General features: G+C 71.1%; 12 protein-coding genes. 9 read left to right on the top strand and 3 right to left on the bottom strand.

Going from position 1 to position 22,802, the window contains the following annotated elements:
- The first annotated feature begins 69 nt into the window (after positions 1-69).
- The 7 genes from ACGFWJ_RS32585 to ACGFWJ_RS32555 all read left to right on the top strand — a co-directional run bounded on the left by ACGFWJ_RS32585 (position 70) and on the right by ACGFWJ_RS32555 (position 16,149).
- Positions 70-9,258 (top strand): amino acid adenylation domain-containing protein, encoded by a 9,189-nt coding sequence (locus tag ACGFWJ_RS32585; protein ID WP_392955865.1) that lies wholly within the window; start codon positions 70-72, stop codon positions 9,256-9,258.
- Between the two features lie 83 nt (positions 9,259-9,341).
- On the top strand, positions 9,342-10,070 hold the full coding sequence (locus ACGFWJ_RS32580) for a GPR1/FUN34/YaaH family transporter (RefSeq protein WP_387867230.1): 729 nt from the start codon (positions 9,342-9,344) through the stop codon (positions 10,068-10,070).
- Positions 10,071-10,074: 4 nt separating this feature from the next.
- Positions 10,075-11,118 carry a hypothetical protein gene (locus ACGFWJ_RS32575; protein WP_392955863.1) on the top strand — a complete coding sequence of 348 codons (1,044 nt, stop codon included), beginning with the start codon at positions 10,075-10,077 and terminating at the stop codon, positions 11,116-11,118.
- 69 nt (positions 11,119-11,187) lie between these two features.
- On the top strand, positions 11,188-12,258 hold the full coding sequence (locus ACGFWJ_RS32570; protein ID WP_387649148.1) for a methyltransferase: 1,071 nt from the start codon (positions 11,188-11,190) through the stop codon (positions 12,256-12,258).
- Between the two features lie 100 nt (positions 12,259-12,358).
- Entirely contained in the window at positions 12,359-13,411 is a 1,053-nt protein-coding gene (locus tag ACGFWJ_RS32565; RefSeq protein ID WP_392955861.1) for a methyltransferase, read from the top strand.
- A 118-nt stretch (positions 13,412-13,529) separates the two neighbouring features.
- Positions 13,530-15,134 (top strand): FAD-binding oxidoreductase, encoded by a 1,605-nt coding sequence (locus tag ACGFWJ_RS32560; RefSeq protein ID WP_387649154.1) that lies wholly within the window; start codon positions 13,530-13,532, stop codon positions 15,132-15,134.
- 184 nt (positions 15,135-15,318) lie between these two features.
- Positions 15,319-16,149, top strand: a complete 831-nt coding sequence (locus tag ACGFWJ_RS32555) for a methyltransferase domain-containing protein (protein WP_387649156.1) — start codon at positions 15,319-15,321, stop codon at positions 16,147-16,149.
- Between the two features lie 97 nt (positions 16,150-16,246).
- Here the strand turns inward: ACGFWJ_RS32555 and ACGFWJ_RS32550 are convergent, their stop codons facing one another.
- The gene (locus ACGFWJ_RS32550; protein ID WP_387649159.1) at positions 16,247-17,176 is read right to left on the bottom strand and encodes an SDR family oxidoreductase; all 930 of its coding nucleotides are present in this window, start codon (positions 17,174-17,176) and stop codon (positions 16,247-16,249) included.
- 246 nt (positions 17,177-17,422) lie between these two features.
- Between ACGFWJ_RS32550 and ACGFWJ_RS32545 the strand changes: the two genes are divergently transcribed.
- Positions 17,423-18,985: an MFS transporter gene (locus ACGFWJ_RS32545; protein ID WP_392955858.1), complete on the top strand. Its 1,563-nt coding sequence runs from the start codon at positions 17,423-17,425 to the stop codon at positions 18,983-18,985.
- 75 nt (positions 18,986-19,060) lie between these two features.
- Here ACGFWJ_RS32545 and ACGFWJ_RS32540 read toward each other — a convergent pair whose 3' ends face one another.
- Together ACGFWJ_RS32540 and ACGFWJ_RS32535 are read right to left on the bottom strand one after the other, a co-directional pair.
- Entirely contained in the window at positions 19,061-20,587 is a 1,527-nt protein-coding gene (locus ACGFWJ_RS32540) for a multicopper oxidase family protein (protein ID WP_392955856.1), read from the bottom strand.
- A gap of 363 nt (positions 20,588-20,950) precedes the next feature.
- Positions 20,951-21,415, bottom strand: a complete 465-nt coding sequence (locus ACGFWJ_RS32535) for a calmodulin-binding protein (protein WP_392955854.1) — start codon at positions 21,413-21,415, stop codon at positions 20,951-20,953.
- 262 nt (positions 21,416-21,677) lie between these two features.
- On the opposite strand from ACGFWJ_RS32535, the gene ACGFWJ_RS32530 reads away from it, so the two are divergent.
- Positions 21,678-22,631 (top strand): acyl-ACP desaturase, encoded by a 954-nt coding sequence (locus ACGFWJ_RS32530; protein WP_392955852.1) that lies wholly within the window; start codon positions 21,678-21,680, stop codon positions 22,629-22,631.
- The last annotated feature ends 171 nt before the right edge of the window (positions 22,632-22,802 follow it).

The raw sequence follows: 22,802 nt of genomic DNA, 5'->3' as shown, positions 1-22,802 counted from the left end.
TGAACGAACCGCACGCCGCGAATGCTTCGCACGCCCGCCCGCCATGGTGACGAGACGGAGGCCCCGACCGTGTCCGACAGCTCCCGGATTCCCGCCGACCTCGGCCGCACCCTGCTCGCCAAGTGGCGGGCCCTCCCGGCCGAAGCGGACACCGGGACGGAGATCGGCCCGATCCGGCACGGACTGCGCCTCTTCGAGGAGATCCACCCCGGCACCGCCGCCAACGTCCTCCGCTTCGACGCCGAGATCGCCGGCACCGTCGACCCCGACCGGCTCGCCGCAGCCCTCACCGAACTCGCCCGCCGCCACGCCGCCCTGCGCACCACCTTCCCGGCCGTCGACCGCGCCACCGTCGCCACCGAGGCCCGCCCCGACCTGACCGTCGTCGACCTCACCCCGGACGACCCGGCCACCGCCCGCCGCACCGCCCGCGCCCAGGCCGACACCCGCGCCGCCACCCCCATGGACCTCGCCACCGGTCCGCTCTGGCGCACCGCCCTCTGGCAACTGCCCGACGGCACGGCCCGACTCCAGCTGCTCGCCCACCACATCGTTGCCGACGGCTGGTCCCTCGGCGTCGCCCTCGCTGAACTCGACGCCCTCTACACCGGCCACCAGCCGGGCCCCGCCACCCCGCTGCCCGCCGTCCCCGCCACCGCCGACCCGGCCGACCTGGCCGCCTGGCGCGAACGCCTGGCCGGCGCCCAACCGCTCTCCCTGCCCACCGACCGGCCCCGCCCCGCCGCCCGCCGCTTCCGCTCCGCCCACGTCGGCCTGAGCGTCGACGCGGACCAGCTGCGCGAAGTCCGGCGCCTCGCCGAGGCCGAGCACGCCACGCCGTTCATGGTCCTGCTCGCGGCACTGCACCTCACCCTCGCCCGCACCGCCGGACAGCACGACATCACCGTCGGCTCACCCATCGCGACCCGCGAACGCCACCGCGCCCCCGGCGCCGTCGGCCCGCTCGCCACGATGCTCGCGCTGCGCACCGACACCTCCGCCGCGCACACCGCCCGCGACGTCCTGCGCGCCGTCCGCGACACCTGCCTCGACGCCTACAGGCGCTCCCACGTGCCGTTCGAAACCGTCGCGGAACAGGTCGGGCAGGGCGGCGGCTCGCTGTTCGACGTACTGTTCGTGCTCCAGCCGCAACTCCCCGAACTCCGCCTCGGCGACCTGCCCCTGCACCCCCTGGTCACCGCGCCCGGAACGGCGCGCAACGACCTGGAGCTCTACCTCTGGCAGGGCGAGGACGCCATCACCGGCTTCCTCGGCTACGACACCGACCTCTTCGAGCCCGACACCGCCGAGCTGCTCGCGGCGCGATTCGGCACCGCCCTGGCGGCAGTGGTGACGCGGCCGGACGCGCCGCTCGCCGAGCTGGACGTGGCCGGCGCGGTGGAGGCGGCGCGGCGCGAGGCGTGGGCCGTCGCGCCTGCGGTGGGTGAACTGCCGCTGTGTGTACAGGAGTTGGTGGAGGCGCAGGTCGATCGTTCGCCGGGTGCGGTGGCGGTGCGTGCCGTTGACGGTGAGCTGACGTACGGCGAGTTGGAGGCGCGGGCGAACCGGGTGGCGAATGCGTTGCGGGCGCGGGGAGTTGGCCCCGGGGATCTGGTGGGGGTGTGTCTGCCGCGGACCTCCGACCTGGTGGTGGCGCTGCTGGGCGTGTTGAAGTCCGGTGCGGGTTACGTGCCGGTGGACCCTGGCTACCCCGATGAGCGGGTGGCGTTCATGGTGGAGGACGCGGATGCGGCACTGGTCATTCGGTCTCTGGCGGATGTTCTTGAAGTTCCTGATGCGCCCGTAGCAGACCGGCCCTCGGTTGCCGGTTCGGTTGATGACGTCGCGTACGTGATTTACACGTCGGGTTCGACGGGTCGGCCGAAGGGTGTGGTGATCGAGCACCGGCAGGTGGCGGCGATGCTGTCGTGGGCGGGGCGGGTGTTCCCGGCGGAGGTGCTGGCCGGGACTTTGGCGGCGACGTCGGTGTCGTTCGATCTGTCGGTGTTCGAGATCTTCGCGCCGTTGACGGTGGGTGGGTGTGTGGTGCTGGCGCCGACCGGGGTGCTGGACCTGGTCACGGACCCTTCCCGCTACGCGGGGCTGACGCTGGTGAACACCGTGCCGTCGGCCGCGCGTGAGCTGGCTCTGGCGGGTGCGATGCCGGCGTCGGTGCGGTGGGTGAACCTGGCCGGTGAGGCCCTGGCGCCGGGCCTGGTAAGGGACTTGTACGCACTCCCGGGCGTCGAGAAGGTCAACAACCTCTACGGCCCCAGCGAGGACACGACGTATTCGACGTGGACGGTGACGGACCCGGCCGATGCGCGGACGCCGATCGGTGTGCCGGTGGACGGTACGTCGGCGCTGGTGCTCGATGCGGCTCTGCGGCCGGTACCGCTGGGTGCGGTGGGGGAGCTGTACCTGTCGGGTGCGGGTGTGACCCGGGGTTATCTGGGGCGTCCGGGCCTGACGGCGGAGCGGTATCTGCCCGCGTCCGGCGGTGGCCGGCTCTACCGCACGGGTGACCTGGTGCGGTGGCGTCCGGACGGCAAGCTCGACTACCTGGGCCGCGCCGATGGTCAGGTGAAGGTGCGCGGCCACCGCGTCGAACTCGGCGAGGTGGAGGAGGTGCTGCGCCGTCACCCCGACGTCGCGGGCGCGGTGGTGGTGGCCCGTGAGGACGCCTCCGGTTCACTCGGTCTGGTCGCCTATGTCGTCCTCGGCGGTGCGGAGTTCGCCTCTGGGGCGCTCGCGGCGTTCGTCCGTGGCCGGCTGCCGCAGTTCATGGTGCCGGGTGCGTTCGTCGAGCTGGCCGAGTTCCCGCTTCTCCCCAACGGCAAGATCGACCGCGGCGCGCTCCCGGTCGTGGACCTCAACTCCGTTCGGCAGAACGGCCGTTCACCGCAGACGCCGTCCGAGAACTTGATCGCCGACATCTGGCGCGAGCTGCTGGGTGTTCCCGAGGTCGGTGCCGAGGACGACTTCTTCGAGCTCGGCGGCCACTCCCTCCTCGCCACCCGCCTCACCCACCGCCTCGGCGAGGCCCTGGACGCCCACGTCCCGCTGCACCTGGTCTTCGAGCACCCCGTCCTCGCCGATCTCGCCGACCACCTCCCGGTCTCCGGCGGAAAGCGCGAGGCCATCCCGGTCGTCCCCCGGATCCCGGGCCCCGACGGCACCCTCGTCTTCCCCGCGTCGTCCGGCCAGAAGCGCCTCTGGCTGCTCTGTTCCCTGGACCCGAGCGCCAACCTCGCCTACCTGCTCAACGGCGGCGCCCGGATCACCGGCCCGCTCGACGCCGAACGGATGGCGGAGGCCGTCCGCTCGGTCGCCGGGCGGCACGAGATCCTGCGCACCACCCTGCGCGAGGAGAGCGGCGACATCGTCCAGGTCGTGCACCCCACCTGGCAGTGGGACCCGACGGTGGAGCCGGACACCCCGGATCAGACCGAGGCCGAACTGCTCGACCAGTGGCGCCACTCCACCGTGGAACTCGCCGAAGGACCGCTCTTCCGCGCCCGCATCGTGCGCCGCGCCGCCGGCGAACACCTCCTCCTGCTCTCTCTCCACCACGCCATCGCCGACGGCTGGTCGCTGGACCTCCTGCTGCGCGAGATCGCCGCCGAGTACCAGGACCCGTCCGGCCGCGCGCTGCCCGCCCTCCAGTACGGCGACTTCACCACGTGGGAGAACACCGCACCCCCGGACGACGCCGGGCTCGCCCACTGGCGCGAACACCTCGCCGGGGCCCGGGACCTCGACCTCCCGACCGACCGCCCCCGCTCCGCCCGCACGACCCACCACGGCGCTGCTGTGCCCGTCATCCTGCCCGCCGACACCGTCGACCGGCTCGCCCGGACCACCGGCACCACCGCCTTCGCAGTCGTCGCGACCGCCGTCACGCTCGTCCTGAGCGCCGTCTCCGGCAACCGCGACCTGACCATCGGCATCCCGACCAGCGGACGCACCCACCCGGACACCGCAGCGCTCCTCGGCTTCTTCACCAACACCCTCCCGCTGCGCTGCTCGCTGGACCCCGCCGCCACCCTCGGCACTGCTCTGCGCGACACCCACCAAGCCCTCATGACGGCGCACCGGCACGCCGGGACGCCGTTCGAGGAGATCGTCCGAACCGCGCGGACCGCCTCGCACGGCCAGGGGCGCAGCCCGCTCTTCCAGGTCATGCTGGCCGTCAACGAGACCCCGGCCCGCGCGCTGGACCTCCCCGGCCTGCGCGTCGACCGGCTCGAACTCCCGCCTGCAGAGACCCAGTTCGAGATCTCGCTGCACCTGGAGCGCGGGGAGGCCGCCATCACCGGCCACCTCACCTACAACACCGACCTGTATTCCGTTTCCACCGCCGAACTGTTCCCCGAACGGCTGGCCGCCGCCGTGGCCGCACTGGCCGACTGCCCCGACCTGTCGGTCACCGAACTGGACGTGGCCGGCGCGGTGGAGGCGGCGCGGCGCGAGGCGCTGGCGACTGCGCCCGACGTGGCCGGATCGCCGTTGTGCGTGCAGGAGTTGGTGGAGGCGCAGGTCGATCGTTCGCCGGGTGCGGTGGCGGTGCGTGCCGTTGACGGTGAGCTGACGTACGGGGAGCTGGAGGCGCGGGCGAACCGGGTGGCGAACGCGCTGCGGGCGCAGGGTGTCGGTGCCGGGGATCTGGTGTGCGTGTGCCTGCCCCGGACCTCCGACCTGATCGTGGCGCTGCTGGGTGTGCTGAAGTCCGGCGCTGGTTATGTGCCGGTGGATCCCGGCTACCCGGACGAGCGGGTGGCGTTCATGGTGGCGGACTCCGGTGCCTCGGTGGTGCTGCGTTCGCTGGACGAGCTTTCGCCGGCGGGTGCTTCGCGGCCCGGGCGGGTGGGCTCGATCGACGACGTCGCGTATGTGATTTACACGTCGGGTTCGACGGGTCGGCCGAAGGGTGTGGTGATCGAGCACCGTCAGGTGGCGGCGATGCTGTCGTGGGCGGGGCGGGTGTTCCCGGCGGAGGTGCTGGCGGGCACTCTGGCGGCGACCTCGGTCTCCTTCGACCTGTCGGTGTTCGAGATCTTCGCGCCGTTGACGGTGGGTGGGTGTGTGGTGCTGGCGCCGACCGGGGTGTTGGATCTGGTGACGGATCCGTCGCGGTACGCGGGGGTCACGCTGGTGAACACGGTGCCGTCGGCGGCGCGTGAGCTGGTGCTGGCGGGTGCGATGCCGACCAGCGTGCGGTGGGTGAACCTGGCGGGTGAGGCTCTGGCGCCCGGTCTGGTGCGGGACTTGTATCTGCTGTCGGGTGTGGAGAAGGTCAACAATCTCTACGGTCCGAGCGAGGACACGACGTATTCGACGTGGACGGCGACGGATCCGGCCGATGTGCGGACGCCGATCGGTGTGCCGGTGGACGGTACGTCGGCGTTGGTGCTGGACGCCGGTCTGCGGCCGGTGCCGCTGGGTGCGGTGGGGGAGTTGTACCTGTCGGGTGCGGGTGTGACCCGGGGTTATCTGGGTCGTCCGGGCCTGACGGCGGAGCGGTATCTGCCCGCGTCCGGCGGTGGCCGGCTCTACCGCACGGGTGATCTGGTGCGGTGGCGTCCGGACGGCAAGCTCGACTACCTCGGCCGGGCCGACGGCCAGGTGAAGGTGCGTGGCCACCGCGTCGAACTCGGCGAGGTGGAGGAGGTGCTGCGCCGTCACCCCGACGTCGCGGGCGCGGTGGTGGTGGCCCGCGAGGATGCCTCCGGCGTCCTCGGTCTGGTCGCCTACGTAGTGCTCAGCGACGAGGGCTTCGACCCTGCTGCGCTTGCGGCGTTCGTCCGTGGCCGGCTTCCGCAGTTCATGGTGCCGGGTGCGTTCGTGGAGCTGGCCGAGTTCCCGCTTCTCCCCAACGGCAAGATCGACCGCGGCGCACTCCCGGCCATGGACCCCAACTTCGTTCGGCAGAGCGGCCGTTCGCCGCAGACGCCGTCCGAACAGCTGGTCGCCGAGATCTGGCGCGAGCTGCTCGGCGTCCCGGAGGTCAGTGCGGAGGACGACTTCTTCGAGCTCGGCGGCCACTCCCTGCTCGCCACCCGCCTCACCCACCGCCTCGGCGAGGCCCTGGACGTCCACGTCCCGCTGCACCTGGTCTTCGAGCACCCCGTCCTTGCCGATCTCGCCGACCACCTCCCGGTCTCCGGCGGAAAGCGCGAGGCCATCCCGGTCGTCCCGCGCATCCCGGGCCCCGACGGCACCTTTGTTCTCCCGGCCTCCCTCGGTCAGGAACGCCTGTGGGTCCTGTGCCGCCTGGACGCGGGGGCGAACCTCGCCTATCACGTGCGCGGCGCCGTCCACATCGACGGCGACCTGGACGCGGAGGCGTTCCGTGCGGCCCTCGAACAGCTCGCCCGCCGCCACGAGGTGCTGCGGACGTCGCTGCGCGAGGTGGACGGCGAGGTGCGCCAGGTGGTCTCGCCCACCGTGGAGGTCCCGCTCACCAGCGTCGACACCGCCGACTGGCGCTCGGTGATCGAGGCGGAGAGCCGGCGGGCCTTCGATCCCACCTCCGGGCCGCTGTGGCACGTGACGCTGGTGCGTACTGAGCGGCAACACCACGTCCTGGTGATGAGCCTGCATCACGTCATCGCCGACGGCTGGTCGCTGGACCTCCTGCTGCGCGAGATCGCCGCGCTGTACGGCAGCGAACCGGCCTCGCCCACCGTCCTCCCGGCTGTTCAGTACGCGGACGTCGCCGACTGGCAGCGGGCCGAGGCCCCGGCCGAACTCGACTTCTGGCGCGGGCAGTTGGCCGGCGCGCCGGCGCTCGACCTGCCCACCGACCGGCCGCGCCCGGCGAAGCAGACCTACGACGGCGCCGGGGTTGCTCTGGCGCTGCCCGACGACGCCCTTTCAGCCGCGTGCCGGGCCGGCGGGACGACCGCCTTCACCGTCCTGGCGACGGCCCTGGCCGTCGTGCTGGCCAAGGCGGCGGGCCAGTCGACCGTGACCATCGGCACCCCGGCCGCCGGCCGCGACCACCCCGCCACCGCGGACGTGGTCGGCTACCTGGTCGACACCGTGCCGCTGCGCCTGACGCTGGCCCCGGACGGCACGCTGGCCGACGCCCTCGGCGCGGCGCGCGAGGCCGTCGACGGAATCCGGGAGCACCAGCGGATCCCGTTCGAGGAGCTGATCCGGGCCGTCCGCCCGCCGCGCGACCGGAGCCGCAGCCCGCTGTTCCAGGTGCTGCTCGCGGTCAACGGCACACCGCCGCGCTACGAACTGTCGGGCCTGCGGATGGAGCCCGCGCCGATGCCGATCCGCACCACGCCGTACGACCTGGTGGTCCAGGCGGAGGAGCGGGACGGCCGGATCACCGGGCACCTGGTCTTCAACACCGACCTGTTCGAGCCGTCCACCGCCCAGCTGATCGCGGACCGCCTGACGGTCGTGATCGAGGCCCTGGCCGCTCGCCCGGGAACGCCGCTGGCCGAGCTGGACGTGGCGGGCGAGGTGGAGACGGCACGCCGCCAGGGCTGGACCACGGCGTCGACGACTCCCGAACGCGGCTGCCGCGTGCAGGAGTTGGTGGAGGCGCAGGTGGATCGTTCACCGGGTGCGGTGGCGGTGCGCGCCGTTGACGGTGAGCTGACGTACGGCGAGTTGGAGGCGCGGGCGAACCGGGTCGCGAATGCCTTGCGGCAGCAGGGTGTCGGTGCCGGGGACCTGGTGTGCGTGTGCCTGCCCCGGACGTCCGATCTGATCGTGGCGCTGCTGGGTGTGCTGAAGTCCGGTGCGGGTTATGTGCCGGTGGATCCCGGCTACCCGGACGAGCGGGTGGCGTTCATGGTGGCGGACTCCGGTGCCTCGGTGGTGCTGCGTTCGCTGGACGAGCTTTCGCCGGCGGGTGCTTCGCGGCCCGGGCGGGTGGGTTCGATCGACGATGTGGCGTACGTGATTTACACGTCGGGTTCGACGGGTCGGCCGAAGGGTGTGGTGATCGAGCACCGTCAGGTGGCGGCGATGCTGTCGTGGGCCGGTCGGGTGTTCCCGGCGGAGATCCTGGCCGGGACTCTGGCGGCGACCTCGGTCTCCTTCGACCTGTCGGTGTTCGAGATCTTCGCGCCGCTGACGGTGGGCGGGTGCGCGGTGCTGGCGCCGACCGGGGTGCTGGACCTGGTCACGGACCCTTCCCGCTACGCGGGGCTGACGCTGGTGAACACCGTGCCGTCGGCCGCGCGTGAGCTGGTGCTGGCGGGTGCGATGCCGACCAGCGTGCGGTGGGTGAACCTGGCGGGTGAGGCCCTGGCGCCGGGCCTGGTAAGGGACTTGTACGCACTCCCGGGCGTCGAGAAGGTCAACAACCTCTACGGCCCCAGCGAGGACACGACCTACTCGACCTGGACGGCGACGGACCCGGCCGATGCTCGCACCCCGATCGGCGTGCCGGTCGACGGCACCTCGGCGCTGGTGCTGGACGCTGCTCTGCGGCCGGTCCCGCTGGGCGCGGTGGGGGAGTTGTACCTCTCTGGCGCGGGTGTGACCCGGGGCTACCTCGGCCGTCCGGGCCTGACGGCGGAGCGGTATCTGCCCGCGTCCGACGGTGGCCGGCTCTACCGCACGGGCGACCTCGTCCGCTGGCGTCCGGACGGCAAGTTGGACTACCTGGGCCGGGCCGACGGTCAGGTGAAGGTGCGTGGCCACCGGGTCGAACTCGGCGAGGTGGAGGAGGTGCTGCGCCGTCACCCCGATGTCGCGGGCGCGGTGGTGGTGGCCCGCGAGGATGCCTCCGGCGTCCTCGGCCTCGCCGCCTACCTCGTGCCGGCCGGCGCCGAGCTGGACCGAGCGGCCATAGCCGCCCACGCGCGTACCTGGCTTCCCCAGTTCATGGTCCCGGGCAACTTCGTCGAGCTGCCCGAGTTCCCCCTCCTCCCCAACGGCAAGATCGACCGCGGCGCACTCCCGGCCATGGACCCCAACTCCCTCAGGCGGAGCGGCCGTTCACCGCAGACGCCGTCCGAACAGCTGGTCGCCGACATCTGGCGCGAGCTGCTCGGCGTCCCCGAGGTCGGCGCCGAGGACGACTTCTTCGACCTCGGCGGCCACTCCCTCCTCGCCACCCGGGTCGCCTCCAGGCTCTCCGCACGCACCGGCACGGACGTCCCGCTCGACCTGATCTTCGAGCACCCCGTCCTCGCCGAACTGGCCCGCCGACTACCGGAGCCGGCGTCCTGGCAGGCCCCGGCGGCGATCCCGCGGGTGCGCCGGGTCCTCGGCGGCAGCGCCGGCTGACCTGCTGCCACCCGGCGGCTTCGACCACGTCCGCGGTCCCGACGAACCACGACCAGACGACCACGACCAGGAGACAACCGACGATGAAGCAGGAAAACCCGACCCTCGAGGCGGTCGTATCCGCCTCCGCCTCCGTTTCCGCCGCTGTGACGCCCGCCCCCGCACCGGAGGACGAGTCGTCGACCGGCCCCCGTTCGCCCCAGGCCGCGATGATCGGCTTCGGCGGCTTCCTGCTGGGCTCGCTCTCCCTCGCGTTCTACCTGAAGGACGTCAGCATCCCGGCCAACTCCCTGGTGGCCTCGCTGCCGACCATGGTGTTCAGCAGCGCGATCCTTCTGCTGATGGCCGCCGCCTGGTCGATGCGCCTGGGCGACGGTGTGTTCGCCGCGGTCTACGGCCTGTTCGGGACGTTCTGGCTGAGCTTCTCGGTGCTCAGCATCGCGCTGAACAACAACTGGATGGGCACCTTCGAGAACGTCGAACAGCGCCAGGCGACAGCCAACTTCGTGCTGGTCTGGGCGATCGTGATCATCCTGTTGACGGTGACGACGCTGCGCCTGCCGCGGGCGTTCACCTTCCTGTTCATCGTCGTCTCGCTCACGCTGATGGTCATCTTCGGCGCCATCGAGCAGGCCATCGACCAGACCATCAACCACCCGCTGAAGCCCAGCGACCCGTGGCTGGTCTACATCGGCATCGGGACCATGTTCCTGTTCATCGCGCTCGGCATGTACATCTTCGCGAGCGCCATGCACAGCGCGACCGGTGCCAAGCGCCTCCCGCTCGGCAAGCCGCTGCTCAAGTCCCGGTGAACCGATGACGGACTACCTGCCCGAGGTCGCCACCGTCCCGTTCCCGATGGCCTGCCCGGAGGAGCTTCCCGACTCGGCGCCGGCGCTCGTGGCCGCCCGCCCGGCCGTGCTGGCCGAGGTGGCCGCCCGGCTGGCGGACCCGGCGAACCGGGCCGGGTCGGCTGGGCTGCACGCCGCCGCCCGGGCGGCCCGGGAACTGCTCGGCACGGTGCCGAGCGACCCGGTCGGCGACGACCCGCGCGAGTCGCGGCCGAACCGGGACAACGACCTGGCGTTCGGCATCGAACGCCACCACGGCGAGCCGGTCGCGCTGCTCTCCGCCGCGCTGCTGAACGCCCAACTCGGCGTCCTGGAACTGGCCGACGAGCGGGGCACCAACCTCGACGCACCCGACTGGGGCGAGCTGCTCGACGGCTTCGACGTCCTGCACGGCTGGCTGGCCGACCCGGCCCGCCTCCCCGCGCAGCTCGCCACGCCCGAGCCCGACAGCCCCGGCGAGCCGGCGCCGCTGGACGGCCTGCGGCGCTGGGTGCGCGGACACCACGTGTTCATGGTGTTCGCGCAGGGCGGCACCATCGCCCTGCGCAGCCTGCGGGCCGCCGCGGACGCCGGCGACGAGGAACTCGCCGCCACCGCAGCCGCCGTGGCGACCCGGGTGATGCGGGCCTGCCGGGCCGCCCTGCGCTTCGCGGGGGACGCCACGGCGGACCAGTACCAGGCCGAGATCCGGCCCACCCTGATGCCGCCGGTCGCACCCCCGCAGATGAGCGGACTGCGCTGGCGCGACCACGAGGCCCTGGTGGCCGACCTGACGGACTCCCGGGACGCGTGGTCCTGGCTGGCCGCCCGCCGCCCGGAGACCCTGGCGGACTTCCGGTCGGCGCTGGACGACACCTACGACGCGCACAAGGGCGTGTGCGAGCACTTCGTGGGCCGCCAGTCGCCGAGTCTCCTCGCCACCAGCCGCTCGAGCCGCCCCGCGGTGGGCGTCATCGAGCAGTTCCACCGCCTCCGGGCGGGCTCGCTCCCGGACGCCCCGGACGCGTGACCCGACCCGATCCGATCCGATCAACAAGACCCGAGCAGTTCCGACCCGTCCCCGAAAGGCAAGGTATCCATGACCACCACCGCGCCCGAAACGCACGGCACCACCTCCGTCCCCGCACTGGACATGGACGGCCTGTCCCGGATCCTCTTCGGCCACGCGGCCTTCCAGTACCTCAACGCCGCCTGCGAACTGGGCCTGCCCGACCTGCTCGCCGAGCGGACGGACCTCACCCGCGAGGAGATCCGCGACGCGCTCGAACTCCAGGACCGCGCGGTCGAGATCCTGCTGCTCGGCTGCACCTCCCTCGGCATCGTCGTCAAGGAGAACGGCCGCTACCGCCTCGCCCAGGTCGTCCTGGACCTGATGGACGAGGGCGACTGGGAGCGCTTCAAGGACACCGTCGCGTTCGAGCAGTACATCGTCTACGAAGGCCAGCTCGACTTCACCGACTCGCTGCGCGAGAACCGCAACGTCGGCCTGCGCCGGGTCCGCGGCTCCGGTCGCGACCTGTACCACCGGCTGGCCGAGAACCCGCACATGGAGCAGGTCTTCTACAAGTACATGCGGTCCTGGTCGGAGCTGGCGAACAAGCACCTGGTGACCGAGCTCGACCTGTCCGGCCGCAAGCACCTGCTGGACTGCGGCGGCGGCGACGCGGTCAACGCGATCGCGCTGGCCAAGGCCAACCCGGACCTGAAGGTCACGGTCTTCGAGATCCCCGCCTCCGGCACCATCGCGGAGAAGAAGATCGCCCAGGCCGGCGTCAGCGACCAGGTCTCGGTGATCACCGGCGACATGTTCGTCGACGCGCTGCCCACCGGCTGCGACGTGGTGATGTTCGCCCACCAGCTGGTCATCTGGACGCTGGACGAGAACACCGAGCTGCTCCGCCGCGCCTACGACGCCCTGCCCGCGGGCGGCCAGCTGGTGATCTTCAACTCGATGTCCAACGACGAAGGCGACGGCCCCGTGGTCGCCGCCCTGGACAGCGTCTACTTCGCCGCGATCCCGGCCGAGGGCGGGATGATCTACTCCTGGGCGCAGCACGAGAAGTGCCTGCTCGACGCCGGTTTCAGCACCGTCGAGCGCATCGCGTTCCCGGGCTGGACCCCGCACGGCGTCATCGTGGCGACCAAGTAGCCACCGCCCGCCCGAAGCCCGGATCCGTCGGGGCCGCCCGCCCGGGGCGGCCCCGGCCCGGCCGTACCCAAGTCCCCATCCCCCTGATCGAGGTGACGGCATGCTCGACCCCACGACGCACGACAACGCCACCCGGATGCGCATGCTGCTCTACGGCCAGCTCGTGTCGCGCACGCTCTGCACGGCCGTCAGCCTCGGCGTCCCCGAGGCGCTGGCCGGCCGGGCCCGCTCCGCCGAGCAGCTGGCCGACCAACTCGGCGCCCACCCGGTCGCGTTGGACCGCCTGCTGCGCGGCCTGGTGCCGTTCGGCGTCCTCGCCGAGGGGACCGACGGCAGCTACTCCCTGACGCCCTTCGGCGCCACCCTGCTGCCGACCACCCCCGGCACCGCGCAGCCCACCGCCCTGCTGCTCGCGCAGGAGGTCGGCCTGACCTGGACCGACCTCGAACACACCGTCCGGACCGGCGATTCGGCGTTCCGCCGGCACTTCGACCGCGACCTCTTCGACCACCTGGAACAGCGGCCCGACCGCCGCGAGGTGTTCGACCGCTCCCAGGAGGCGGGCCTGCGGCTGGAGTTGGACGAGGTCTTCGACGCGGTCGGCTTCGAACGCTACCCGTGGATCGTCGACGTGGGCGGCGGCAACGGCCACCTGCTGTGCGAACTCCTCAAGCGCACCCCGGGAAGCACCGGCACCGTCCTCGACCTGCCCGGCACCGTCCCGCTCGCTGAGAAGCGGATCGCCGAGGAGGGCCTCACCCGCCGCTGCACGGCCGTCGCCGGGGACTTCTTCGCGCACGTCACGCCGGGCGCGGACCTGTACATCCTCAGCCACATCCTGCACGACTGGGGCCAGGACCGGGCGACGGACATCCTGCGCACCTGCGCCGCCGCGATGCCCGACCACGGCCGCCTGATGATCGTCGACCTCGTCACCGACGCCACCACGGTCGACCCGGGCACCGGGCAGTCCGTACCGCACCGGCTGCCCGCCGTCATGGACCTCTACATGCTCTCCCTCTTCGGTGCCTCCGGAGGGCGCGAACGCACTCGCGCCGCCTTCGCCGCACTGCTCGCCGACGCCGGACTGGAGGCCGAGGAGACGAAGGTCCTGCCCAGCGGCATGGCCGTGATCACGGCCCGCCGGCGCTGACCGCCGCCGCACCTCTCATCCGCCATCACGAACGTCACCACAGGAACGTCGCCACAGGAACGTCACCACACAGGAACGTCACCACAGGAACGTCACCACACAGCAAGGAGTCGCAGCCATGTCTGGATTGAGCCGCCGGGGACTTCTCACCGGTGCCGCCGCCATCGCCGGGGCCGGCCTGGTCACGGCGGACCTCGTCGCCGGCGCCGGGCCCGCAGCCGCCGCGGGAGCCTGCACACCGCCGTTCGGGTCCACCCTCGTTCAGCCCGGGGACGCCCGGTACGACAGCTTCCTGCGCGCGCACAACACCCGGTTCGTCGGCCAGCCGGACCGGGTGACCATCGCGACCACCAAGGACCACGTCGCCACCGCGCTCGGCAACGCTGTCGCGGCCGGCCGGCGCGTCGCGGTGCGCTCCGGGGGCCACTGCCTGGAGAACTTCACGGCGAACTCCGACATCAAGGAATTGATTGATCTCTCCCAGATGTCGGACGTCTACTACGACGCCTCTCGCAACGCGTTCTGCGTGGGACCGGGCGCGATCGTGTCGCCGACGCAGCACACCCTCTTCATGGGATGGGGCGTGCAGATCCCGTCCGCGGGCTGCTCGGACGTGGGCCTCGGCGGGCACATCCTCGGCGGCGGCTACAACTTCTACTCCCGGATCCACGGGATCGCCGTCGACCACCTCTACGCCGTCGAGGTGGTCGTGGTCGGCGCCGACGGGCTGCCCCGCACCATCGTGGCGACGCGTGAGGCCAACGACCCGAACCGGGACCTGTGGTGGGCGCACACCGGCGGTGGCGGCGGCAACTTCGGTGTGGTGACGCGGTATTGGCTGCGCTCGCCGGGCGTGACCTCCACCGACCCGAGCAAGATCATGCCCCGGGCCGGGAACCAGAAGGTCCGGAACGTGCAGTGGTCGTGGAACAACCTGTCGAAGCAGGCGTTCACCACCCTCGTCCGCAACTACAGCCAGTGGTTCGAGTACAACAGCGCCCCCGGGACGCCGGGCGTCCAGATCTGGGCGTCGCTCTCCGCCTCGCACCAGGCGGCCGGCGTGATCGGCCTGATGGCCGGCATCGAGGACACCGTCGTGGGCGGCGAGGCCATGCTCGACGCGTTCTTCGCGACCGTCACCGCGGGCGCCGCCCTCACGGTCGCCTCGGACGAGAAGTACTCGCTGGCGTGGCTCGACCGGGACAACTGGTACTGGGGCGGCGCCGGGCGGCAGAAGGACAAGACCGCGGACCTGAAGAAGAGCTACACCGACGCGCAGATAGGAACGATCTACCAGTACCTGACGGACAGTTCGATCAGTAACCCGGGCGCCCAGGTGAACCTGGCCGCCGTCGGCGGGAAGATCAACAGCGTCGCCACGGACGCCACCGCCTACTCGCACCGCGACTCGATCCTGCGCGTCTACTTCACCCCCGGCATCTGGCGTACCGCGGCGGAGGACGCCGTCCACACGGCGTGGATCCGCAACATCTACCGGGACGTCTACGCCACGACCGGCGGCGTTCCGGCGCCCAACGCCATCAACGCCGGGGCGTACATCAACTACGCGGACTCCGACCTCGCCGACCCGGCGTGGAACACCTCCGGCACCCCGTGGTCCACGCTGTACTACGGCTCGAACTACGCACGTCTGCAACAGGTCAAGAACACCTATGACCCGCGCAATGTGTTCCGCCACGCCCTGTCGATCCGACCCGTCTGATCGGCACCGGCACTGTCCGGGTCTTGAGTTTGCTCCTGCGCGAGGGCAGGATTCCGATCAACCCCGGGGGGATTCCCGGCCGTTCTTCCACCGCGGGCCGCGGGCCGCCACGGCCGCCGCGGTGTCACCGGCCGGTTCGAAATTGCCGGGGGCACAGTGCCACAGATACGACAGGGAGACCAAGATGGCTGCGGAATTATCGGGTGTTGAAGGCGTCGCGAGCTTCTACGAAGGGCTCGCCCAGGTTCTCAACAACGTGTGGGGCGAGAACCTGCACTACGGCTACTGGGAGGACGACGCCGACACCAGCACCGTCGAGGTCGCCACCGCCCGGCTGAACGACCTGATGGTCACCCTGCTCGACCCCGCCCCCGGCGCCGCGATCCTCGACATCGGCTGCGGCGTCGGCAAGCCCGCGCTCCAGCTCGTCGCGGCCAGGGACGTGCGCGTCACCGGCATCGCCATCGCCGACGTCGAGGTGGAGCAGGCCAACGAACGCGCCAAGGAGGCCGGCCGCTCGGACGTGGCCACCTTCCGCAACGCCGACGTGACGGACCTTCCGTTCGAGGACGGCTCGTTCGACGGCGCGTGGGCGCTCGAATCGCTGCTCCACGTGCCGGACCGGAACCGGGCCCTCGCCGAGACCGCCCGGGTGCTGCGCCCCGGCGGGCGGCTGGTGATCGCCGACACCGTCGAGCGCCCGCCGATGAGCCCCGAGGGCCGCAAGGTGCTGGACGAGATCCGTGCCGCCTACCACGTCAGCCCGTACGCCACGGCGGACGAGTACGCCGGGCTGCTGGCCGGCAACGGGTTCGTCGACGTCGAGATCCGCGACATCAGCGACAAGGTGGTCCGGACCGGCTCGATCATGGCCGACGCCGTTGCGGCCCGGCGCGAGGAACTCGCCCGGATCGACGGCCCGGAACCGGTCGACCAGTACATCGACCTGATGCGACGCGCGGCGGCCAGCCCGGACATCGGGTACCTGGTGATCGTCGCGACGCGCGGCGCCTGATTCGGTGCTGCCGAGCCGGTGCCGCCCGACTCCCTTCCTGATGGCGGGAGTTGGGCGGCACCGGCACCGCGTGGCGGTTACCGGTACCGCCTGCCGGTTACCGGTAGCCGGCCGGGTCGGCCGGCTTGCCGGCCTCCTGGACCTCGACCAGGTACCGCCAGCAGTCGGGCTGCGAGCCGTCGAGGTCGGTGAAGCCGTACTCGCGGGCCAGCTGCCCACTGGAGACGGACTTGCCGTTCCGGCGGGCGACGTCCGGGTCACCGGCCAGCGCGGCGACCGCACGGCCGACGAACGCCGGGCTCTCCGAAATGCAGAAATGCGGTTCCACCGCCAGCGCGTCGCGCCAGTTCTCCTCGGTGACGCCGAAGGTTTCGAGCATCATCTCCGAACGCATCCAGCCCGGGGTGAGCGCCACCGCCGTCCCGCCGTGCGGCTTCAGCTCGTGCGCGAGCGCGAAGGCCATCCGCACCACGGCGTTCTTGACCATGTCGTAGAAGAACGAATTGCGGTAGTGCGTCTCGTTGTACTCGGCCGTCCCGTCGGTCATCTCGACCACGAGTCCGCCCGGGTTGCGCACCAGCAACGGCAGTATGAAGTGGCTGGTGATCGCGTGGGTCTGCACGCCCAGCTCGAACAACCGCCGCCCGTTGTCCAGGTTCTGCTCCCAGACCGACTGGTCGAAGGTGAACAGCTTCTCCCCGCCCCAGACGTCGTTGACCAGCACGTCGAGCCGCCCCTGCTCGGCGTCGATGCGCTCGGCCAGCGCCCGGACCTGCTCGTGCACCAGGTGGTCGGTGGGCACCGCGATGCCCTTGCCGCCCGCCGCGGTGACCAGGTCAGCGGTGTCCTCGATCGTTTCGGAGCGCTTGTACTCCGACTGCTTCTCCCGGGTGGTGCGGCCGGTGACGTAGACCGTCGCGCCCGCCGCGCCGAGCTGAACGGCGATGGCCCGCCCGGCTCCCCGGGTGGCACCCGCGACCAACGCGATTTTTCCGTGAAGGTCCGGTGCCGATGTGTCGAGTTCCATTGACTTCCTCGTCCATTAGAACAACCAGGCCCGCGTCCGTCATCGACGGGCCGGCCAATGACGCCACGATCCTTTCAAAAGACGGCGCCTTGTGCTGGACTTTTCACCACATTTACCGACGATCGACGGGTCGGCGCCGTTCCTCAGCCACTTCGGGCTCAACCGGACATGACGTGGTTCACGAGTGAATAGGCTGCTCATATGACTCCCGTTTCGACATCCCAGCCGCCCGTGAAGCGTGCCGGAATGCGCGAGTGGACGGCCCTCGGCGTCCTCGCCTTACCCGCGCTGCTCATCACCCTCGACAACACCGTGCTCCACCTCGCGGTGCCGCACCTCAGCGCCGACATCCACCCCAGCGGACTCCAACTGCTGTGGATCGTCGACATCTACAGCTTCCTGATAGCCGGCCTGCTGATCGTCGCAGGCACCATCGGCGACCGCATCGGACGCCGTCGCCTGCTCCTCCTCGGCGCCGCCGGCTTCGGCGCCGCCTCGCTGCTCACGGCGTTCTCCCGGAACACCGAGATGCTGATCCTCAGCCGGGCCCTGCTGGGCATCGCCGGGGCGACCCTGATGCCGTCGTCGATGTCGCTGATCCGCAACATGTTCTTCGACGCCAAGCAGCGCGCCCTGGCCTTCAGCATCTGGATCGCCTGCTTCCTGGTCGGCGGCGCGATCGGCCCGCTGGTCGGCGGCGCGCTGCTGGAACACTTCTGGTGGGGCTCGGTCTTCCTGCTGGGCGTGCCCGCGATGGTCCTGCTGCTGATCCTCGGCCCGATCCTGCTGCCCGAGTACCGCGACCCGAACCCCGGCCGGATCGACCTCGCCAGCGTCGGCCTGCTGACCCTCGCCCTGCTGGCCACCGTCTTCGGCCTGAAGAAGCTCGCCGCCGACGGCTTCGCGCCGCTGTCCGTCGCGGCGCTCCTCCTCGGCCTCGCCACCGGCACGGTGTTCGCCGTCCGGCAGCGCCGGCTGAGCCACCCGCTGATCGACCTGAAGCTGTTCCGCGAACGCAGCTTCTCCGCCTCCATGACCACCATGGGCATCGCCCTGTTCGTGATGTCGGGCTCGCAGCTGTTCGTCGCCCAGTACCTGCAGATGGTCGTCGGGCTGTCCCCGCTGAAGGCCGGCCTGAGCTCGCTGCCCGCCAGCATCGGTGGCGTGGTCGGCTCGCTGCTCGCCCCGCTCGCGCTGACCCGGATGCGCTCGGCGTACGTGATGACCATCGGCCTGGCGATCGCCCTGGTCGGCTTCGGCGTGCTGACCCAGGTCTCCGCCGGGAGCGGCCTGGTCACCGTCATGGTCGCGCTCGGACTGCTCAACTTCGGTGTGGCGCCCACCATCGCGCTCGGCACCGACATGATGATCGCCTCCGCACCGCCGGAACGGGCCGGCGCGATCTCCGCCGTCTCCGAGACGCTCCAGGAGATCGGCCTCGGCACCGGCATCGCGATCCTGGGCAGCGTCGGCACGGCCGTCTACCGCACCCAGGTCGCCGACGGCCTCGCGTCCGACGGGCTCTCCCCGGAGTCGGAGTCCGCCATCCGCGACACCATCGGTTCCGCCGTCGCCGAGGTCTCCCGCCTGCCGCAGGAGGTCGGCGCCCAGGCGCTGTCCACCGCCCGCGAGGCCTTCACCCACGCACTCCAGTACGTCAGCACCATCTGTCTGGTGCTCACCGCGCTGGCCGTCCTGATGGCGCCCCTGCTGCTCCGCTCGGTGCCGCCCGGCACCGGCGCCGGGAGCGCCGACTCCGACGAGGCGGTGCCCCCGCTCCTGAAGACCGCGGACCCGCAGAAGACCTGAACCCCCGTGGACGCCCGCCGCCCGGCCCGTGGAACCTCCCACGGGCCGGGCGGCGGTTGTCTTTTTGACGGGGCCTCAGCGCACGACGTCGAGGTAGCTCATCATCCCGAGATCCTCGTGGGCCGCGATGTGGCAGTGGAACATCCACTTGCCCGGGTAGTCGGCGAACGGGATCCGGATCACGATCTTCCCCGGCACCCCGCCGGACGAGGCGGGCACCATGGCGGTGTCCTCGCGGTGCGTGTAGGGCTGCGGCACCCCGTTCACGGACATCACCTGGAACGCGTTGGTGTGCAGGTGGAAGGGGTGGTTCTCCTCGGTGGTGTTGACGATCGTCCACTCCTCGACGGTCCCGAGCCGGGCCGGGGTGTCGAAGAGCGAGCTGTCCGCTGCGAACTTCCGCCCATTGAGGACGAAGTAGAAGTTGTCGCCCTCCTGGAGCTCGCCGAGCTCGACCGTCCGGCGGCCCGCGACGGCGGCCGGGGCGAGGTCGGCCGGGGCACCGGGGATGGCGCCGGTGACGGCCGGCTGGCGGGTGACGGGCCAGCCGTCGACCTTGATCGTGGCCAGCTGGGTGTCCGGATAGGTGCCGCCCTGCGGACCGTTGGTGTAGGTCGTGGTGTGCAGCACCGCCTGGCCCGGCACCGCGCAGGCGGTGACCAGGACGTCGAAGCGCTTGCCCGGCGGCAGCACCAGGGTGTCGCGCGTGCTCACCTGCGCGACCGGAATGCCGTCCTCGGCGACGACGGTGAACCGGTAGCCGTCGAGCCGGAGTTGGTACGGGATGTCGGCCCCCGCGTTGACCAGCCGCCACAGCTGGGTCTCGTTCGGCTTCAGCGTCAGCGTGGGCCGGAGCTGCCCGTTGACCAGCCGCACGGTGGGATTGGCCGGGCTGATCGTGTTCTGCACGATGCGCCCGGCGGCGTCGATCTGGGCGTCCTTGAGGACGAGGGTGTGCGCGGTGGCGTTGCGCAGGCCGACCGGCAGCAGGCTGCGGTTGTCCCCGACGATCATGGCGCCGGAGAGGCCGGCGAAGATCTGGTTCTGGGTCTGGCCCGGTTCGAAGGCCATGTCGGACATGTTGTGGGCCCCGTTGGCCGCGCACATCGTGCCCATGGCGTGGCTGTGGTACCAGAACGTGCCCTGGGGATGATCGGCCGGGACAGCCAGCCGGTAGGTGATGGTGGCGCCGGGGGAGACGCAGCTGAAGGAGTTGTCGGAGTCGTCCGTCGGCGAGACGTGCATGCCGTGGAAGTGCAGGTTGGTGGCGACCGGCAGCCGGTTGACCAGCTTGATGGTGACGGTCGACCCGGCGGAGACCTTCAGCGTGGGCGCGACGACCGTGCCGTTGTTGTAGACCTGCCCGGCCACCGGGCGGCCGGACACGTCGAACACGCTCTGGCCGACGTCCAGCGTGATGTTGAGGTTCTGGTTGTCGCCGGTCGCGTCGGCCGTCACGGGATCGCGGAACGGGTCACCCGTCCGCATCCCCTGCTCCTGCTGGGCGGTCGTCGGCGGCTGCGGCGGATCGGTCGGCGCCGGGGCCGCGAGGGCCCGGGTGCCTAAGACGGCGGCCGAGAAAAGCATCGAGACCGCAGTCAACACGTGGATGATGCGCCTGGTGCGCCGTATTTGCTGCCGCTGTGATTCGGCGGCCGTTCCGGTTGGGTGGGGCATCGGCTCTCCATATCCAGACTGTCTGGGCGAACAGAGCGTTGCGAGCCCAAGCCTCGCCGATTGACCTGCACCAGACAAGACCTTGGATATGTCCGGGCGACGGCAATGACCGACCTGTCGTCGGCAATGACCTGACCCGCCGTCGGCAAAGTCCCGGTATCAGGCCGGTATCACATCGGTACCGCACCGGTATCGGGAAGGGGCAGCTCCTGCGAGGACGGGGCCGACCGTGACAGTCGACCCCAACAGCCCTGCGGAGAACCAGCGCTGTGACGGCGGCGCCGACGACTACCGGACGGGAATTTCCCTGACCAGGCGCGAGGACCAGTCGCACCAGCGGTAACCGGGCAGGAATGCGCCACCGGCCTCGTCGAGGTGCTCCTCGACATACGGAATGGTCGCGTCGCAGACCTCGGTGGCGAAGTCGAAGAACTCCGTGCTCTCGGGGTTGGTGTGATAGCTCCAGCGGGGGTTGTACGGAGCCGGCCGCGGGACGATCCGCGCCATCACATGCGGACGGTCGGTGGTCTCCCCGCTGATGAGCCTCCGGGCGTGCTCGATCTCCTCACTCTTCGTCAGCTCGATGACGAACTCCTCACGCGTGACGTCGGTCATCACGAAGTAGGCCCGGTCCGCGGCGGCCGCGCGGACCGGCGAGCCCGTCGGGGCCGCGGCCTGCGAGGGCTGCGCGGTGGCGATCGCCACCGCGCCGACGGCGGCGAGGCCGACCGCCTTGGTGAACACACGTGACATGGGAGTTCTCTCCTTGTATCCGGGCGTCGTGCGCATCACGACTGAGCACCGTGCGCATTGAATCAGTCACGATCGGTCACCGCGCGGGCGATGCGGCTCGCGTCCGGGTGGTTCTCGCCGGTGGTCCTCACCGACCGCGCAGATGGTCCTCACCGGCCACGACGAATGGGGCCGAATGGCCCCAGACAGCGTCGGGGTCGCCAACCTACGGTTGCGTTACCTACGGGACCGTAGGTTTGTTCGTCGATCGAGAGTTGGACCCGTGAGCAGCACCTCCTCCCCGGCCCAGTGGACCGATGCCCGCCTCCTGCACGACCTGGAAGAGGTGGTCGAGCGCGAACTCAACCGCCACCTGAGCGTCTTCAAGGAGTGGATGCCCCACGAGTACGTCCCCTGGAGCCGCGGACGGGACTTCGACGGGCCGCTCGGCGGCGAAGCATGGTCAATAGAGCAGTCGCCGCTCACCGAAGTCGGCCGGGTCTCGCTCGTGGTGAACCTGCTGACCGAGGACAACCTGCCCAGCTACCACCACGAGATCGCGACGCTCTTCGGCCGCGACGGCGCCTGGGGCACCTGGGTGCACCAATGGACAGCAGAAGAGGCACGGCACTCGATGGTGCTGCGCGACTACCTCATCGCCTCCCGCGCCGTCGACCCCGTGGAACTCGAGCGCGCCCGCATGACCCACATGCAGAACGGCTTCGTCTCCGACAACCGGCACTCGCCGCTCCACACCGTCGCGTACGTCGCCTTCCAGGAGCTCGCCACCCGCATCTCCCACCGCAACACCGGACACGCCTCGGGCGACCCCGTCTGCGACCGGATGCTCGCGCAGGTCGCCAACGACGAGAACCTGCACATGATCTTCTACCGGAACCTTCTCAAGGCCGCCTTCGAACTCGCCCCCGACCAGGCCATGCAGGCCGTCAACGAGGTCGTCACCAACTTCCGCATGCCCGGCCACGGCATGCCCGGCTTCGAACGAGCCGCCGCACGGATCGCCGTCGACGGCGTCTACAACCTCCGCGTCCACCTCGACGACGTGCTGCTCCCCGTGCTGCGCCACCTCAAGGTGATGGAGATGAGCGGCTTCGGACCGGACGGCGTCCGGGCCCAGACGGAGCTCGGCCTGATGCTCGACGGCCTCGCCGCCCAGGCCACCCGGTTCGACGAACGACAGGCGGCGATCCGGGCCCGGCGCGCCGCGAAGGGCTGACGCCGGCGCTAAGGGCTGACGCCGGCACTTGGGTTGCCCGCAGCCTTCGCCCGCAGACGCCGGCGGAGGCTGCGAGGTTTGCGCCTGGGGCGGATCCGGCGTAGTGTTCACTGGTCGCTCGGCAGGGAGCACCGGACACGCAATCTGTGTGGACGGTCCCGGGGCGGCCAA

Source organism: Kitasatospora sp. NPDC048407 (assembly GCF_043200475.1).
Taxonomy (GTDB): domain Bacteria; phylum Actinomycetota; class Actinomycetes; order Streptomycetales; family Streptomycetaceae; genus Kitasatospora.
The sequence above is the reverse complement of the archived record's forward strand: the minus strand, read 5'-3'. Positions and strand labels throughout refer to the sequence as shown.